A 15,298-nucleotide genomic window follows, 5' to 3' on the forward strand; every position below is an offset into this window, starting at 1 on the left:
GGCGACGCCTTCATCGTCCTCGACCAGAAGGTCGCCGGTGGACGAGCCCATGAACACTTTGATGCCGGCCGCTCCCGGCAACCGTTCCAGTTCGCCGACATCGCGAGCATTGTCGCGCGTGCCGCCGACCCAGAAGGCGAAATCGCAATGCATGCGGCCGGTTGCGCGGCGTACTTTGTCGGCCAGCGCCGCCTCGCTGGTGGTCAAAGGATTGGTGTTGGGCATTTCGAAGACGGCGGTGACGCCGCCCAGCACTGCCGCGCGAGAACCCGTCTCCAGATCTTCCTTGTGCTCCAGCCCCGGCTCGCGGAAATGCACCTGACTGTCGACGACGCCCGGCAGGATGTGCAGGCCGGTGCAGTCGATGGTCTCGCCGGCCGAGGCCTGGCCGAGATCGCCGATCCGCGCGATGCGTCCGCCCTTCACGCCGATGTCGCGGCGACCCTCGCCGTCATGATTGACCACGGTGCCGCCTGTCAGGATGAGGTCGAAGGTGGTTGCCATGGCCAGGTCCAATCTCTTGCGGGGGGAGTGTGGCCGGCTTACGTAATGGCCGAACGTTTTGCAAGATCAGGCCGACTTCCCTCATGCCCTTTACCCAGCTCAACGACCGCGCGCTCATTACCGTGTCAGGCCCCGATGCCGAGCATTTCCTGCAGAACATCCTCACCACCGATCTCGATACCCTGAAGCCCGGCGAGGCCAAGCCCGGCGCGCTGCTTTCGCCGCAGGGCAAAATCCTGTTCGATTTCCTGATCTCGCGCGCCGGCGACAACGGTTTTCGGCTCGAATGCCGGGCCGACACCGCCGACGATTTCGTGCGCCGGCTGGTGCTTTATCGGCTAAGGGCAAAGGCCGAGATTGCCAAGCAGGATCAGGTGGTTGTCACGGTCGCGTGGGGCGATGATTCAACCGCCTCATCTTCCGATTCAACGGCGCTTGCCGACACGCGTTTTCGCGACGTGGCGGTGAGGCGCACTTATGGCGGCGGGGCAAAGGACGGTGGCGATCCTGATGGCTGGAAAGCCGTCCGCATCGCCAACGGCATCGCCGAAAGTGGCGCCGACTACCAGCTTGGCGACGCCTTCCCGCATGACGTGCTGCTCGACGAAACCGGCGGCGTCGGCTTCAAGAAGGGCTGCTATATCGGCCAGGAAGTGGTCTCGCGCATGCAGCATCGCGGCACCGCACGGCGCCGGGTTCTGATCGCATCGGCTGACGGCCCCCTGCCCGCTTCGGGAACCGAGCTTACCGTCGCCGGCCGGCCGGTGGGCGCGCTCGGCTCGGTTGGCGGCAGGACCGGACTTGCCATTGCCCGCATCGACCGGGTCAAGGCGGCGCTCGATGCCGGCGAGGCGATCCTGGCGGGCGAGGTTCCGGTGACGCTCGCGATTCCCGCCTGGGCGAAGTTCAGCTTCCCTGAAGGCGCGGCCAGCGCGGAGGAGGCCTGATGGCGGCCGACCGGGCCGGCGCGCCGCCGCGCGCCTGGCAACGCATGCTTTCGGGACGGCGGCTCGACCTTCTCGACCCCTCGCCGCTCGACATCGAGATCGCCGACATCGCCCATGGGCTCGCCCGCGTCGCCCGCTGGAACGGCCAGACCAGCGGCGACCATGCCTTCTCCGTCGCACAGCACTCGCTGCTGGTCGAGGCGCTCTATGGCGAGTTGGCACCGCGGGCCACGGCGGAGGCGCGGCTCGCCGCGCTGCTGCACGATGCGCCGGAATATGTCATCGGCGACATGATCTCGCCGTTCAAATCGGTGATGGGCGGCTCCTATAAGGATTGCGAGCTGCGCCTGCAGCGCGCGATCCATCTGCGTTTCTCGCTGCCGGCGGAGCTCGCCGCCTCCTTGCGCAAGGACATCAAGCGCGCCGACCAGATCGCCGCCTATTTCGAGGCAACGCTGCTGGCCGGCTTTTCGACGGCGGAAGCGACCGAGTATTTCGGCCGCCCGCGCGGCTTCTCCGCCGACCGCTTCGACCTCACGCCCAAATCCGTCACTTGGGCGCAAACGGCTTTCCTCAAGCGTTTCAAGACACTGGATGCCATGCGCCAGTCTTCGTTCGTCGCCAATTCGGCCATTTGAAAGAACGCTAAATTAACCGGCTACCAGGACAGTATAGCGTTCGGTCACGGTCCGAAGGCGTGCTCATGCCTGGCGTTCATGTCAAGACGGCTTCCACCGCCGGCAAGCGAAGAACGGCCGCTATCGGTCCGGCACGGCGGATTGCGAACGAATTACGGGCCCAGAACGAGCGTTTCGCGGCCGCCGTCGAGAACATGTCGCATGGGCTATGCATGTTCGACGCCGATGAGCGGATGATCATCTGCAACCGCAATTACATCGATCTCTTCCGCCTCGACGCCAAGGTGGTGAAGCCTGGCATCCGATACTTCGACATTCTGCAGCACAGCGTCGATGTCGGCGTCGCCTCGCAAAGCGCCGAAGAACTCCATGCTATCCGGAAGCCCTATATCGACGGCGCCAAGCCTTCGACCTACGAGGAAGTCCTGTCCGACGGGCGCATCATCGTCATTTCCCATCGGCCCATCGCCGTCGGCGGCTGGGTTTCGATCTATGAGGACGTGACCGAGCGGCGGCGAGCCGAGGCGGAGCTGAAGGAGCAGCACCGCCGGTTCGACGCTGCTTTGGCCAACATGTCGCAGGGCCTGTTGATGTACAGCGCCGAGGGCCGCCTGATCGTCCGCAACCAGCGCTTCCTGGATCTTTGCAACGCGAAGGCTGCCGATTTCACGCTCGGCATGACGCACCGTCAGATGCTGGAGAAACTCGTGGCTCTCGGCATCTTCGTGCCTGTTGAAGTCGACATAGAGGTGGAAAAGGCGAAGGCGGCCCTGGACGCGGGCCAGCCGCGCTCGAGCTATCGCGAACTGGTCGACGGCCGAACGCTCTTCGTCCTGCGGCGGCCGCTCGCCGGCGGCGGCTGGGTGGCGACCTTCGAGGACGTGACCGAGCGGCGCCGCGTCGAGGAGCGCATGACGCATCTTGCGCATCACGACACGCTGACAAACCTGCCCAACCGCTCGATGTTTCGCGAGAAGCTGGACCAGGCGCTTGGCGAGGCCAAGGCCAAGCCGCTGGCGATCCTCTCGCTCGACCTCGACCGCTTCAAGGCCGTCAACGACACGTTCGGCCACCCGGCCGGGGACTGGCTGCTGAAATGCGTCGCCAAGCGGCTGCAGCATGCCGTGCGCGGCAGCAAGGACGTGGTCGCCCGCTTCGGCGGCGACGAGTTCGCCATCATCCAGTCCGGCATCAAGAGCGCCGCCGACGCCGAAAAGCTTGCCAAGCGCATCGTCGAGATCGTCGGCAAGCCCTATCGCGACAAGGGACGCGAAATGCATGTGGGCGTGAGCCTGGGCATCGCGCTCCATCCCGGTGACGGGCACGATGCCGACACGCTGCTCACCAATGCCGACATGGCGCTCTACCAGGGCAAGAGCGAAGGTCGCAACGTCTATCGCTTCTTCGAGCCGGGCATGGATGCCCTGATGCGGGAGCGCCGCGCGCTTGAGGCGGATCTTGAAGCAGCCGTTTCCAAGCGCGAGTTCGAGCTCGATTTCCAGCCGATCCTCAACATCGGCTCCGGCGAAATTGTCGGCGCGGAAGCCCTGATGCGCTGGCGCTCGCCATCGCGCGGCCTGGTGTCGCCGGAAAACTTCATCGCCGCCGCCGAGGAGACCGGACTGATCGTGCAGCTCGGCGATTGGGCGCTTCGCAAGGCTTGCAGCGTGGCCGCCCATTGGCCGCCGGAGATGCGCATGGCCGTCAACGTCTCGGCCGCACAGATCAAGAGCGGCGGCTTCGCCCGCAGCGTGATCTCGGCGCTCGCCTTTTCGGGCCTGCCGGCCAACCGCCTGGAACTCGAAATCACCGAAACAGTGATGATGGACGAAAGCGACGCGGTGCTGAGGACGCTCAGCCAATTGCGCGGTCTCGGCGTGCGCATCGCGCTCGACGATTTTGGCACCGGCTATTCCTCGCTCGGCTACCTCCGGCGCTTTCCAGTCGACAAGATCAAGATCGACCGCTCCTTCATCCGCGACCTCGACAGGCGCGACACGGCGGCGATCGTGCGCACCGTGATCGGTCTCGGCGCCGAGCTCGGCGTCATCGTCACCGCCGAAGGCGTCGAGACCGAAGCGCAGCTCGACATGCTGCGCAAGGCCGGCTGCGGCGAGGCGCAAGGCTATCTCATCGGCGTGCCGGCCAAAGCGGCCGACATGAGCCGGCTGCTGCGTTCGCCGGCGCTGCTGCGCCAGTCAGTCTGATATATATGCGCTGTCTCACTGACGCGTCGGTCGCTTAGCGCAGCGTCTCGTTGTACTTCTCGTGGAAGCTCACATAGCCGGGCTCGACCACTTTGAGATGGCGCTCGATCAGCCGGTGGAATTCCGGCAGCTGGTGGAACGGGACGCCGGGATAGGCGTGGTGCTCGGCATGGTAAGGCATGTTCCAGGCGAGCTTGCGCACGAAACAGTTGGTCAGCGTCGTGCGGGTGTTTTCCAGCATGTTGGCGACGAAGGGACAGCGGCCGTGCTCGGCGAGCAAATAGAGCCTGAGGAACGGTTGGCCGAGCAGCGCGGGCACGATCCAGACAGTGAGCAGCACCGACGCCTTGAACCACACCGCGAGCGCCAGCAGAACGAGATAGAAGGCGATCATCGCCCGCGCCTCGGCCTTCACCTTCGGCAGCCCCTTCGGCGGCACGTAGCTGTCCCGGCAGCGCCCCATCGCATTGGTGTAGAGCGTCTTGAAGTGGCCCCACCACACGGGCAGCCCTGAGACGTGGACGATGTATTGCCGCATCGTCTCGGGCTTCGGGAAGGCCAGCTCCGGATCGTTTTCCGGATCCTGAGTGAAGCGGTGATGGGCGAAATGGAAGTAGCGGAACCAGTCCGCCGGCAGCGCGATCGCCAGGCTGCAGAAGCGCGCGACCACATCGTTCAGCCATTGCGTTTCGAATGCCGTCCGGTGCACGGTTTCATGCAGCAGGGTGAACAGGAAGATGATCAGGATGCCCTGGGGCAGCATCAGGACCGGCCAGAACGGCACCTTGGCCGCGATCAGCGCGCCAAGGACGGTGATCGCCCCGAGATGGAGCGCGAACTGGACAAGGCCCGGCCCATCCGATTTGCCGGTCAGCCGCCCGCGCTCCTCATTCGTCAGCGAGGCGATCACCTGGCGATGGTCGACGGTTTCGTGATGATCGATTGCGTTCATGAGTCACGATACTCTAGAAAGAAACCTTTCGAAAAACGAGGATTTCTGCGAAATAGATAAGATCACCTTATCTTTCGGATTGCCATGGTCGCCCTTCCCTCCTTGCGTGGACTTCAGGCCTTCGAAGCGGCGGCGCGCACAGGCAGCTTTGCCGCCGCGGCGGAGGAACTGTCGATCTCGGCAGCGGCCGTTAGCCAGCTCATCCGCACCGTCGAGGAGCAGATGGGACGACAACTGTTCCACCGCATCAACCGGCGGGCCGTGCTGACCGAGGCCGGGGTAGAGATGCTGCCGCGGCTCAGCATGGCCTTCCGGGAAATCGGCAGCGTCGCGCGCGATGTCAGCGGCGACGCGTTCCGGCCGAGGCTCGTGATCTCAGTGCCGCCTTCCATGGCGATGGGCTGGCTTTCCGAGCGGCTCGCCGGCTTCGTCGCATCCCATGGCGCCGCCGATATATCGCTAAGAGGCGACGACGATCCGGTGCCCTTCGATCATGAATTGGTCGACATCCGGCTCTCTTACGGTCCTCATTATCGGGAGCATCCGACCGAGGAAATCGCCAGGGATGCCGTCTATCCCGTTTGCGCACCGACACTGGCCTCAACCAATAGCGAAAACCTTGCTGGCCTGCCGCTGATCCACACCGATTGGGGACCGACCGGCGCGTCCTTTCCATCCTGGCGCAACTGGTTCGAGGCGTCGGGAAGCGAGCCCGGCCGTGCGGCGCAGCGCGGCCTTTCGGCCAACTCCTCGCGTGCAGCACTCGATCTCGCCATTTCAGGGCTGGGCGTGGCGCTGGCGCAAGGCATCTATTGCGCGCAAGCGCTGGAGGATGGCAAACTGGTGCGGGCCGCCGCGCAGTCCTTGGAACTGCGCCAGCCCTATTGCCTGACGATCCCCGAACGCAGCGCGAGGCGCGATGCCGTTGCGGCGTTCCGGGAATGGCTGGTCGAGGAATGCCGGCGCGCCGTCGGATCGCCGGCGCTGGGCGTTGCTGCTCAGCGTCGTCTTTGACCGAATTGGCCTGCGGCGCGACGCGCCGGCTCGGCTACGGCTGCCTGTCGAACCGGCTGGGCACGCGGTCCGTCGGCAAATCCACCCGGCACGAGCCCAAGCACTATTATGGCGGCGATGAAACCGTATTGCAGAATGTCGAAGGTCAGTGGCGGAAGACTGCCGGGAAGAACCGAGATCGCGAGCTTCGGAGCAAGAATGCCGAACCCCACGGCGGCAGGCCAGCCAATGTCGCGCACGCGAGCAAACACCATCCAAATGATCGCAACGAGGGTGGCAAAGCCCATCGCCGCAAGCATCGAGATGTAAATCGTCCCGATGGCGGAGCTTTTTGCCTCCATGGCGATCGCCTGGGCGACGATGCCGGAGGCATGCTCCTCGGCGGATTTCGGAGCATCGTGCATCCCATAATCCGGGACTCTCAGTTCCTCGACAAAGGACCTCTGAGTACGGGCTATATTGTTGCCGTCAGCCGCATAGATTTGCTTCTGAACACCTTCTTTTGCCCCGACCAGAAAATGCTCGATCGGGTCCTTGGCAAAATCAAATCCGATCAAAAACACAAGAAGGAAAATGTAGAGTATTTGGCCGCAATTACCTGATTGAAACAGCCTGATCATCTTCTGAGAGCCTTGAGGCAATCCACAATACAGGCGGGATAGCAAATCGGGCTTAAGACGCAGTTAGACGGTTCCACGCAAATTGAGCAAACGGCTGCCGGGATCGTTGCTCAGAGATGCCCGGCCAGCGCAACCACCATGTCCTTGCTGCTGGCTACGGGAACGATCTCGAACTCCACGAGATCCGCCCATTCGATGACCCAGCGCTGCAGCACCGTCGCGTCATCGGCTTCGACCAGCATGAAGCAGCGGCTCATGTCACTCGCGATCCAGCTGTGATGCACCACGAGTTCATCCGGCTTCAGCCGGCCCTTGTCGCGGAAACGGCGGTAGATTTCCTTGCGGTCCGAACCGTGAAAATCCTCGATCACGAAGAACAGCATACTTTTCCCTCAGTTCGAATGATTCAGTACTGATGAAACCGAGGGAAGCGAGGAGGTGATGCCCAATTCTTCAATTCTCCAGTTCTTCAATTCCTCAGTTCCTCAGTTCCTGTTCCCCCGCCCCTACTTCTCCGGCCGCTCCAGACGTTCCAGGAACCACTGCGTCAGCCGCACCCAGAGCTCGTCCTTCTCGCCGGAATCCTCCCAGCCATGATCGAGATTGGGATTGTCGTTGACCTCGATGACGAAGACCCCGTCCGTGGTCTCCTTGAGGTCGACGCCGTAGAGGCCGTCGCCTATGCATTTTGCCGCCCGCACAGCCGTCTCGACGACATGCGGCGGCGTCTGCTTCAGTGTAAAGGTCTTGATGCCGCCCTGGTCGGGCTTGCCGCTGGCCTTGTGGTTGACGATCTGCCAGTGCTTCTTTGCCATCAGGTAATGCACGGCAAACAGCGGCTGGCCGCCGAGCACGCCGACGCGCCAGTCATATTCGGTCGGGATGAATTTCTGCGCGATCAGGAGATCGGAATCTTCCAGCCACTCCGTCGCGAGCTTGGTGAGCTCCGCCATGTTCTCGCATTTCTTGACGCCGCGCGAGAAGGACGAATCCGGTATCTTCAGCACCAGCGGGAAGCCAAGCGTCTGCGCCGCCACTTCGGAGTCGGAGGTGCCGGCGATCATCACCGTCGGCGGCACCGGCACCTTGTTGTAGGTCATCAGCTCGTTGAGATAGACCTTGTTGGTGCAGCGGATCATCGACAGCGGGTCGTCGATCACCGGCATGCCTTCCTGCTGGGCGCGGCGCGCGAAGCGGTAGGTGTGGTTGGAGATCGACGTGGTCTCGCGGATGAACAGCGCGTCGTAATTTGCGAGCTTGGCGAGGTCCTTCCTGGTGATCGGCTCGACTTCGACGCCCATCTTCTCGGCGATCCGCGCCCAATAGCGCAATGAGGAAATCTCCGACGGCGGCAATTCCTCATGCGGGTCGACCAGCGTCGCAAAAGTATAGCGCGCCGGCGTGCGGCCCTTGGTGTCGCGCCATTCGCGGTTGGTATAGGTCTCCAGGCATTGCAGGAAGAGCTCTTCCTCGTCTTCGGTCATGCGGGCGAGCGGCAGGAAGCCGATCTTGCGGATCGAGGCCCATTCGGCGCTGTCCTTGATGTGCACCTCCAGCGCCGGCGCGCGGAACCAGTCGAACAACAGCTTGGCGAAACGGTCCCAGACTTTCGACGGGCCGATGCCGAAGAAGATCGCGACCTTCGCCGGAAAAATCCCGCCGAGGTCCTTGCGGCATTTGTTCAAGGCAAGCTCGAGTTCCGGCAGCGCGTGCTCGTAGAGCTTGCGCTCGGACAGGTCGATCATCGTCTCGACGGTTGGGATCACCCTATGGCCGCGCGAACCGGCCAGCAGCGAAGCGTAGTAGCCGCGGCTCTGATAGCCGTAATTGTTCGACAGGTTGATCACTTTCGGCCGCTGGCCGCGGAACAGCGCCGGATGCGCGAGATAGTCGCGGTTGGTGATGATCTTGTGGGGTGTGGCCACCTGATCGAGATCGTTCTGCCTGCCCGTGAGGATTACCCAGGTCATTGTTCAGCGTTTTCCCAGAGTGATGGCGGCGCGCAGGCCGTCGCGGCCGAACTGCGCCATATTCATGAAGATGTCGTAGGGCACTGGAATGTTCGCGGCATCGAGTATGGTTTCCTGCCTTTCATCCTCGACCCATGGGTCGTGGATCAGGATATGGTCGCCATCGTCGCCGATGGCCAGCACCCAATGCGGCACCTTCTTGCCGAACATAAGGAATCCGCTGACCAGCACCAGCACCAGCTTGCCGTCGGCGAGAGCTTGGCGGATATCGCCGATGCTGAACGGACGGTAGTTGACGGGGATGCCGTAGAGTTCGGCGCGGCGGCGGAAATCGACCTGGGCGAGCTCCATCACGCGGCGCTTGTCCTCGCTCCTCACCGACTGCAGGAACAGCGCGCCGTAGAAGGAGACGAATATCTCGGCGGCAAGCCCGCTCTCATAGCCGGCGACGGCCAGGCCGAAAGGCTCGCAGCCGCCCGGACCCGACATCATGAAGACCGTGGTCGCCTCGCGCCACAGGCGGATTTCCATGACCGGATCGGGCACGAAGCCCCGGTGGAAATTCGCCATCGCCATCATCAGGCAGCAAGGGCCGCAGGTGAACTCGCAGGTCTGCTGGTAGAACGGCACTTTGGTTGCCGTGGGCGTGTCGCCGCGCAGCGTCTTTTCATAGCGCAGCGCGGTCGCGCCATCCTCGTAATAGTCGGGCTCGCGGCCCAGTTTCCGATAGCCGGCCTGCTCATAGATGCGGATGGCGCGATCATTGTCCTCGCGCACTTCGAGGCGCAGCAACAGCCGGTCGTGCTCGAAGGCCGCCTCTTCTGCGGCCGCGAGCAGGAGCCGGCCGATACCGAGCCGGCCGAAAAAGGGACCGACAGCGATGGAATAGAGCCGCGCGACGCCGCTGCCCTTGCGAAACAGCACCACCGCATAACCGGCGACCCGGCCCTCGTTCTCGGCCACCAGCATCTCGGCGGTTTCGCGTTCGATGAACTGGCGGAAGGAGCGGCGCGAGAGCCTGTCGCCCGGAAAAACAGCCTTCTCGATGGCGGCGAGGTCATCGACGTCTGACGCGCGGGCCTTGCGGATCTCGGCAGGCATGCGGGCTTGGGAGAACCTCGATTAGGTTTAAGAAACGGCCCCGGTGGATGCGTCGCGAATACTGGCCGAAGCGCCAGTATTCATCAAGCGCTATCGCTCCTTGATTAGGGCCGAATTGTGACAGTTTCCGCGGCGGCAGCAAAGGCTCGATCGTTTGAACAGAATTGCTCTTCAAGCGACTGCCGGCCGCCGAAAAACGCAGCCGGTTCAGCTCGATATGCCGGCCACGAGCTGGCCATAGGCGCTCTTTGCGACGTCCGACAGGCGCTCCGGCGGCAACGAGCCGACGACCGCGCAGGCGTAGCCCTTGTCGAGCCAATAGACTGCTTCCGGTCCGCCCGTCTCGGCCGCGTAGGTGCCCTTCGATGTCTCCGACGAGTCGGCGGTGACGTAGAGCGAGATGCGCTCGCCCTTGGCATCCTCGTAGAGCAGCATTGCCGCCTTGCCTTGCTCACCAGCCGGCAGCAGCCGGCCGCCGACCAGCTGGAAGCCCTCGGCCGCAAGATCGGGCGCGACCAGCTTCAGCCCGACGCGGTTCGACAGCCAGGTCTGGAGATGGTCCTTGTCGCTCGCCGGGACTTCGACGGCGTGGCGCTTCTCGGCAGCGTAGGTAACATGGGCGGCGATTGCCTGCTCGGCGAGCTGGTCGTCGCCTTCGCCGCCACGGGCGATGCTGTCGACGCCGGCGACATAGCCGCCGAGCCCGCCGACCGCTAGCATCACGGCAGCGGCAGCCGACAGCCACCAGCGCGAGCGCCAGGCCGATGCTTTTGCAGGCGCCTCGCCAAGCACGACCTGCCGCAGCCTCGCCGGCACCGGCTCGTCCATCACGCCCGCGAAGGCGGAGCGCATGGCGGCGCGGTCGGCAATGTAGCGCGCGGACTTCGCCTTCATCTCGGGATTGGCCTCGAGCCAGGCATCGTAAGCCATGCGCTCCTCGCCCGGCAGCTCGCCGTCGAGGGCCATATGGATATCGCGTTCGGAAAAATCGCGGCGGGTCATTTCTCGACGATCCTTATCGAGCGGCGGCGCGATGTGTCGTCGAGCAATCCCCGCAGTTCCTCGCGGCCACGCGCGATGCGCGACATCAGCGTGCCGGCCGGCACGCCAAGGATGTTGGCGGCCTCGGCATAGGAAAAGCCCTCGATGGCGACCATCACCAACGCCGCGCGGCGATCGGGGCTGATCGCCTGCAGGGCATCCATGATCTCGCGCGAGGCGATGGTCTCGACCTGCTCGGCGGGCGCGGCTTGGGCCTCACCGGCTTCGAGAGGCAGCATCGCCGCCTCGCCGCGCCGGTTGACCTTGCGCATCTGGTCGATGAACAAGTGATGCATGATCGTAAACAGCCACCTCCGGGGGCTTTCTCCAGTCTGCCAGTTGTCGAGCCGCACAAGCGCCCGCTCCAGGCAGTCCTGGACAAGGTCGTCGGCGGAATCGCGGTCGCGCAGCAACGAGCGCGCATAGCGCCGCAACCGCGGTATTTCGCTCAGGATCGCTGCCTTCTTGTCGTCCATGACCGCTTGTTTCGTGGTCGCCTTCCATCCCGATAGAACGCGCCTTCCCGACGCGGTGCAAGCAGTCAGCGCGAAGCGGCCGAACCGCTGCGATTACCCAAGCACGTGAATAACGCGGGCGCGGGCCGGTTTATTCCCGGCTATCCACTTGTTCCTGCAAGTTTTCAGGCTTATCCCGCGCCGCCCTCGTCAGCAGCCGCTGGTAGAACAGCCCGATGCCGATCAGCACCGCACCAAGGCCGATGAAGGAGAGCGCGCGCAGCACACCTTCCAGCTCCGACATGTCGAAGAGGAAGACCTTCACCACCGCGACCGCGATCAGCACCGCGGAGGCGATGCGCAGCACCTGCGATTTCAGCCAGACGCCGGCGGTGAGCAGCGCCACGCCGATGACCAGCCACAGCGCCGAATAGGTGTAGGTCTCGAGCTGGCCAAGCCCGCTCCACAAGGCGATGAACTCGCCCTTGAACAGGCGGCGCACCGAAAGCGTGGCATAGGCGAAGGCAAGCAGCGCGGCGATCAAGGCCAGCATCGCCGCATACCATCGCGGGCGCTTGTCGCGGACATAGAGCGCCAGCGCGACGGCGGCGGCGGCGATGGCCGGCAGCAGATAAGCGAGGAACAGAAGGTTGAAGACCGGGATCGTGCCGGTCGACTCATCCGTCAGCAGCGGGTTCAGCACCACGAAATGCTGAATGGCGATGAGGCCCGCCGAGATCACGCCGGCGGCAATCGAGCCATAGCGCAGAACCGAGCTCGGCGAGCGCATGTCGATGGCGACCAGTATGGCGCCGGCGCCGAGCGCGATGAGCGTGTAGATCGCCTGCTCGGCGAGGGTCACCGCACCGGTGTCGATAACGCCGCCATGCATCGCGTGGCGCACCAGCATGGCGATGGTGAGCAGCGCGAACAGCGCCGAGGCCGCCTCCATGGCAAGGCGCGGCCGGCCGCTGGTGGTGCGGGCGAGCTGCCAGGCGGCGAAGCCGAAGGCGATCGCCGGCACGCCATAGCCCGGCAGCAGCCAGTTGAAGACCGGTGTCCTCGACAGAAACGCCGCGCCGACGATGGTCGGATCGAAGGCGACGCGGCCGAGCATGGCGACCGCCGCACCCACCGCGATCCAGCCGAGCACAGGGTAAGAGCGCCAGCGCGTGGCCAGCGCCGGCAGAATGGCGGCGGCGCCAATCAGCACGGTCGTCCAGGCCGAGCCAAATGCCATGTGCAGCATCAGCAGGCCGGCAACGCCGGCGCCGCCCAACGCGAACGACACCGCCGGGCCGCCGGCGAGCGGCGGCGGCTCGGCGCGCGCGATCCATTCGCCGCCGGCAGCAAAGACGAGCATCAGCAGCAGCGCCGGCAGCGCATAGCCGAGGTCGCGGTCGATATCGCCGAAGGTCAGCCACAGGGCGGCCAGCACCACCAGCGGGGCAATGACGCCCCAGGCTGCCCAGCAAGCCGCGCGTGTCGCAGCGGTGGCGGCGAGGCGGCGCGCCGCCCAGAAGCCGGCGGCGAGGAAGATCAGGGCAAGCGCGATGCCGATGCGGAACGTCAGCGTGTCGGACGACGCCAAGGGCTGGGCGTCCAGCCCGACATCGAGCGCATCGGCGCCGATGGTGGCGGGCGGGATGATGCCGAGATAGATCAGCACGGTGGCGATGCCGGCGGCAAAGACCAGCGGAAGCGCGCGCGGCCGGTAGAGCGCCACCGCGACCAGCGCGGCCAGCAGGACGGCGCCGTGCAATGCATCGCCGGCGCTGGCAAAAGCCGGATCGACGGACAGGCCCAGCGCGCTTAGGGCGATGAAGAAGCCGGGCACGATCGATGGCCAGTCGAAGCCACGGGCCGCTTCGTCGCGGCCAGTGGTCAAGAACGGGGCGAGCCAGACGAAGGCAAGCACCGCCAGCGTGGCGAGGCTGATGAACAGCACGGCCGCAAGGTTCACGTCCGGCGCGTCGACCATGTAGAGGATGGTCCAGATGCCCGTGCCGGCGAAAGCGGCCGCCATAAGCGCCTTCCAGTCGCGGATGCGGGCGGTTGCCGCGCTCGCCGCAAGCACGATCGCCAGATAGACGAACAAGGCCCAGGGATTGGGCGCCTGCGATGCCACCAACGCCGGCGTGACCATGGCGCCGACGAGGCCGATGCCGGCCAGCGCCAGACCATGCACTAACGAGGCGCCAATGGTGGCGACGCCGATGACGCCAAGCAGCGCAAAGGCGGTCGCCGGCCCGATGAAGCCATAGATGCCATGCGCCGCGTAGACCGTGCCGAACAGGATGAAGGCGCCGGCGCCGGTCAGTATCGCGGGGATATAGGCGCTGGCGGCGCCCTGCACCGGCACCCTGAAGCCGGTGCGGCGGATGAATTCAGCGCCGGCAATCAGCGCCAGGCCGAGGATGCCGGCCATGGTGAGACGCACGCCGGGACCGAAGATGCCGGCCTCGATGGTGTAGCGAATCAGGAACAGGCCACCCAGCGCCAGCGCGATGCCGCCGACCCAGACCGCCCAGCGCGTGCCCAGCGCCGTCTCGACATCCGTCTGGCGCGCCGCCTTGGCGGATACGGCCGACCCGGTGGCCGGCGCTTCGGCCACGGGTTGAGATTGCTTCGGTTCGGATGGCTCGGCGGATTGCGCCGTGGCCGGCCGGGCCTTCGTCCAGGGTCCGGCCACGGCCTCGCCTTCGGCGGCCTCGGGCTTTGCGACGAGCTCCTCGGCAACGGTCGTGCCGTCGGCCAACGGCGCGACAGGCGCCGCAACTGCCTTGGCCTCCTCGGGAAGACCTTCCTGCGCGATGTCCGCCTTGGGCGCGGACAGCGAAGCTCCCGACTGAACCAGGCCTCGGAGGATGCCGAGCTCGCGCTCGACCAGCGCGATGCGGTTCTGCTGTCGTGACACGATGACGAAAAGAGCTATGACGGCGGCAATGGCGATCAGGCTGAAAAACATGGTGGTTTCCCTCAAAACCAGACCAGTCGTGGTCAACAAATGCGGCGGTGACACGACTGACCCAAATCAGCGTCTTGCCAATCAACAAGATCGGGCCGGCTAACAAGATCGAGCATGTTTCGCGGCCGATTGCCAGCAACTTGCCTGGTTATCCAATGGCGGGCCGCCGAGGCTGTCGGTATTGCAGGCGAGATTGCGTGACCTCTGCCCCGAAGTACTCGTGCTAGTCTCGCGCGATCAAAGGAATGCCGTGAGGTGACCGATGCCGCAGCGAAGTGCCGGGCTGCTGATCCACAGACACACAGGCGGTGTGTTCGAATTTCTGCTCGTCCATCCAGGCGGTCCGTTCTGGGCGCGCAAGGATGAAGGCGCGTGGTCGATACCGAAGGGACTGATCGGCGACAATGAGGATGAGCTCGAAGCCGCCAAACGGGAAGTCGAGGAGGAGCTCGGCGTCGCCATCGACGGCGACTTCCAGCCGCTCGGCAGCTACAGGCAGCCGGGCGGCAAGATCGTGGTGGCATGGAGCGTCGAGGCCGATGTCGACACTAACGCCATCAAGAGCAACATGTTCACCCTGGAGTGGCCGCCAAAATCGGGAAAGATGAAGGCGTTCCCCGAAGTGGATCGGGCCGGCTGGTTTTCGCCGGCCGAAGCCGGCGTCAAGATCCTGAAAGGCCAGCGCTCCATGCTCGACGATTTCCTGGAACGGCGCGGCGCCGACTAGGCGTCTGCCCGCTATCCTGCCTCGCCCACACCCGCCTTCACCGCCGCATGATGCCGGCGTAGCGCGGCGAGGAAGCCGGCGCGGGCGTCGGGCGGCTCGAGGCCGCGCGGCTCGTAAACATGGCGGGCGAAGAAGAAGCCGCTCAGCCGGGAGG

At 64.8% G+C, this 15,298-nt stretch carries 14 protein-coding genes and 1 pseudogene; 5 read left to right on the forward strand and 10 right to left on the reverse strand.

Annotation, left to right across the window (positions count from 1 at the left end; translation table 11 throughout):
• Positions 1-504: amidohydrolase family protein (locus EOA24_RS42785; protein WP_245501748.1), on the reverse strand; the 504-nt coding region annotated here is incomplete at its 3' end.
• A gap of 83 nt (positions 505-587) precedes the next feature.
• Here EOA24_RS42785 and EOA24_RS02765 point away from each other — a divergent pair.
• The 3 genes from EOA24_RS02765 (at position 588) to EOA24_RS02775 (ending at position 4,296) form a co-directional block, all read left to right on the forward strand.
• Positions 588-1,451, forward strand: a complete 864-nt coding sequence (locus tag EOA24_RS02765) for a folate-binding protein YgfZ (RefSeq protein ID WP_127255466.1) — start codon at positions 588-590, stop codon at positions 1,449-1,451.
• Positions 1,451-2,089 (forward strand): HD family hydrolase, encoded by a 639-nt coding sequence (locus tag EOA24_RS02770; protein WP_126078298.1) that lies wholly within the window; start codon positions 1,451-1,453, stop codon positions 2,087-2,089. Before EOA24_RS02765 ends, EOA24_RS02770 begins: the two co-directional genes overlap by 1 nt.
• 65 nt (positions 2,090-2,154) lie before the next feature.
• The gene (locus EOA24_RS02775; protein ID WP_126078299.1) at positions 2,155-4,296 is read left to right on the forward strand and encodes an EAL domain-containing protein; all 2,142 of its coding nucleotides are present in this window, start codon (positions 2,155-2,157) and stop codon (positions 4,294-4,296) included.
• Positions 4,297-4,330: 34 nt separating this feature from the next.
• Here the strand turns inward: EOA24_RS02775 and EOA24_RS02780 are convergent, their stop codons facing one another.
• Positions 4,331-5,248, reverse strand: coding sequence for a fatty acid desaturase family protein (locus EOA24_RS02780; RefSeq protein ID WP_126078300.1), 918 nt, complete (start codon positions 5,246-5,248; stop codon positions 4,331-4,333).
• A gap of 84 nt (positions 5,249-5,332) precedes the next feature.
• Between EOA24_RS02780 and EOA24_RS02785 the strand changes: the two genes are divergently transcribed.
• Positions 5,333-6,262: a LysR substrate-binding domain-containing protein gene (locus tag EOA24_RS02785; protein WP_126078301.1), complete on the forward strand. Its 930-nt coding sequence runs from the start codon at positions 5,333-5,335 to the stop codon at positions 6,260-6,262.
• Here the strand turns inward: EOA24_RS02785 and EOA24_RS02790 are convergent.
• The 7 genes from EOA24_RS02790 to EOA24_RS02820 form a co-directional block, all read right to left on the reverse strand.
• On the reverse strand, positions 6,247-6,882 hold the full coding sequence (locus tag EOA24_RS02790; RefSeq protein ID WP_126078302.1) for a hypothetical protein: 636 nt from the start codon (positions 6,880-6,882) through the stop codon (positions 6,247-6,249). The two genes, EOA24_RS02785 and EOA24_RS02790, sit on opposite strands and share 16 nt — an antisense overlap.
• A gap of 110 nt (positions 6,883-6,992) precedes the next feature.
• Positions 6,993-7,265, reverse strand: a complete 273-nt coding sequence (locus EOA24_RS02795) for a DUF3303 family protein (protein ID WP_126078303.1) — start codon at positions 7,263-7,265, stop codon at positions 6,993-6,995.
• 123 nt (positions 7,266-7,388) lie between these two features.
• Complete coding sequence (locus EOA24_RS02800; protein ID WP_126078304.1) at positions 7,389-8,852, reverse strand: RimK family protein; 1,464 nt, start codon at positions 8,850-8,852, stop codon at positions 7,389-7,391.
• Positions 8,853-8,855: 3 nt separating this feature from the next.
• Positions 8,856-9,953, reverse strand: coding sequence for a GNAT family N-acetyltransferase/peptidase C39 family protein (locus EOA24_RS02805; RefSeq protein WP_126078305.1), 1,098 nt, complete (start codon positions 9,951-9,953; stop codon positions 8,856-8,858).
• Positions 9,954-10,160: 207 nt separating this feature from the next.
• Positions 10,161-10,955: an anti-sigma factor gene (locus EOA24_RS02810; protein WP_126078306.1), complete on the reverse strand. Its 795-nt coding sequence runs from the start codon at positions 10,953-10,955 to the stop codon at positions 10,161-10,163.
• Positions 10,952-11,470 (reverse strand): RNA polymerase sigma factor, encoded by a 519-nt coding sequence (locus EOA24_RS02815; RefSeq protein WP_126078307.1) that lies wholly within the window; start codon positions 11,468-11,470, stop codon positions 10,952-10,954. Before EOA24_RS02815 ends, EOA24_RS02810 begins: the two co-directional genes overlap by 4 nt.
• A gap of 130 nt (positions 11,471-11,600) precedes the next feature.
• Complete coding sequence (locus EOA24_RS02820; protein ID WP_126078308.1) at positions 11,601-14,417, reverse strand: DUF2339 domain-containing protein; 2,817 nt, start codon at positions 14,415-14,417, stop codon at positions 11,601-11,603.
• A gap of 262 nt (positions 14,418-14,679) precedes the next feature.
• Between EOA24_RS02820 and EOA24_RS02825 the strand changes: the two genes are divergently transcribed.
• Positions 14,680-15,144 carry an NUDIX domain-containing protein gene (locus EOA24_RS02825; RefSeq protein WP_126078309.1) on the forward strand — a complete coding sequence of 155 codons (465 nt, stop codon included), beginning with the start codon at positions 14,680-14,682 and terminating at the stop codon, positions 15,142-15,144.
• Between the two features lie 11 nt (positions 15,145-15,155).
• Here the strand turns inward: EOA24_RS02825 and EOA24_RS42790 are convergent.
• Positions 15,156-15,298 (reverse strand): annotated as a pseudogene (locus tag EOA24_RS42790) (DNA repair protein RecO); the annotation flags it as partial.

Origin of the sequence: Mesorhizobium sp. M2A.F.Ca.ET.039.01.1.1 (assembly GCF_003998035.1) — a bacterium.
Taxonomy (GTDB): domain Bacteria; phylum Pseudomonadota; class Alphaproteobacteria; order Rhizobiales; family Rhizobiaceae; genus Mesorhizobium.

What these genes read in the sequence shown, in the direction of transcription:
- EOA24_RS02765 (WP_127255466.1), top strand. Translation starts at nt 588, where the DNA reads ATGCCCTTTACCCAGCTCAACGACCGCGCGCTCATTACCGTGTCAGGC.
- EOA24_RS02770 (WP_126078298.1), top strand. Translation starts at nt 1,451, where the DNA reads ATGGCGGCCGACCGGGCCGGCGCGCCGCCGCGCGCCTGGCAACGCATG.
- EOA24_RS02775 (WP_126078299.1), top strand. Translation starts at nt 2,155, where the DNA reads ATGCCTGGCGTTCATGTCAAGACGGCTTCCACCGCCGGCAAGCGAAGA.
- EOA24_RS02780 (WP_126078300.1), bottom strand. Translation starts at nt 5,248, where the DNA reads ATGAACGCAATCGATCATCACGAAACCGTCGACCATCGCCAGGTGATC.
- EOA24_RS02785 (WP_126078301.1), top strand. Translation starts at nt 5,333, where the DNA reads ATGGTCGCCCTTCCCTCCTTGCGTGGACTTCAGGCCTTCGAAGCGGCG.
- EOA24_RS02790 (WP_126078302.1), bottom strand. Translation starts at nt 6,882, where the DNA reads ATGATCAGGCTGTTTCAATCAGGTAATTGCGGCCAAATACTCTACATT.
- EOA24_RS02795 (WP_126078303.1), bottom strand. Translation starts at nt 7,265, where the DNA reads ATGCTGTTCTTCGTGATCGAGGATTTTCACGGTTCGGACCGCAAGGAA.
- EOA24_RS02800 (WP_126078304.1), bottom strand. Translation starts at nt 8,852, where the DNA reads ATGACCTGGGTAATCCTCACGGGCAGGCAGAACGATCTCGATCAGGTG.
- EOA24_RS02805 (WP_126078305.1), bottom strand. Translation starts at nt 9,953, where the DNA reads ATGCCTGCCGAGATCCGCAAGGCCCGCGCGTCAGACGTCGATGACCTC.
- EOA24_RS02810 (WP_126078306.1), bottom strand. Translation starts at nt 10,955, where the DNA reads ATGACCCGCCGCGATTTTTCCGAACGCGATATCCATATGGCCCTCGAC.
- EOA24_RS02815 (WP_126078307.1), bottom strand. Translation starts at nt 11,470, where the DNA reads ATGGACGACAAGAAGGCAGCGATCCTGAGCGAAATACCGCGGTTGCGG.
- EOA24_RS02820 (WP_126078308.1), bottom strand. Translation starts at nt 14,417, where the DNA reads ATGTTTTTCAGCCTGATCGCCATTGCCGCCGTCATAGCTCTTTTCGTC.
- EOA24_RS02825 (WP_126078309.1), top strand. Translation starts at nt 14,680, where the DNA reads ATGCCGCAGCGAAGTGCCGGGCTGCTGATCCACAGACACACAGGCGGT.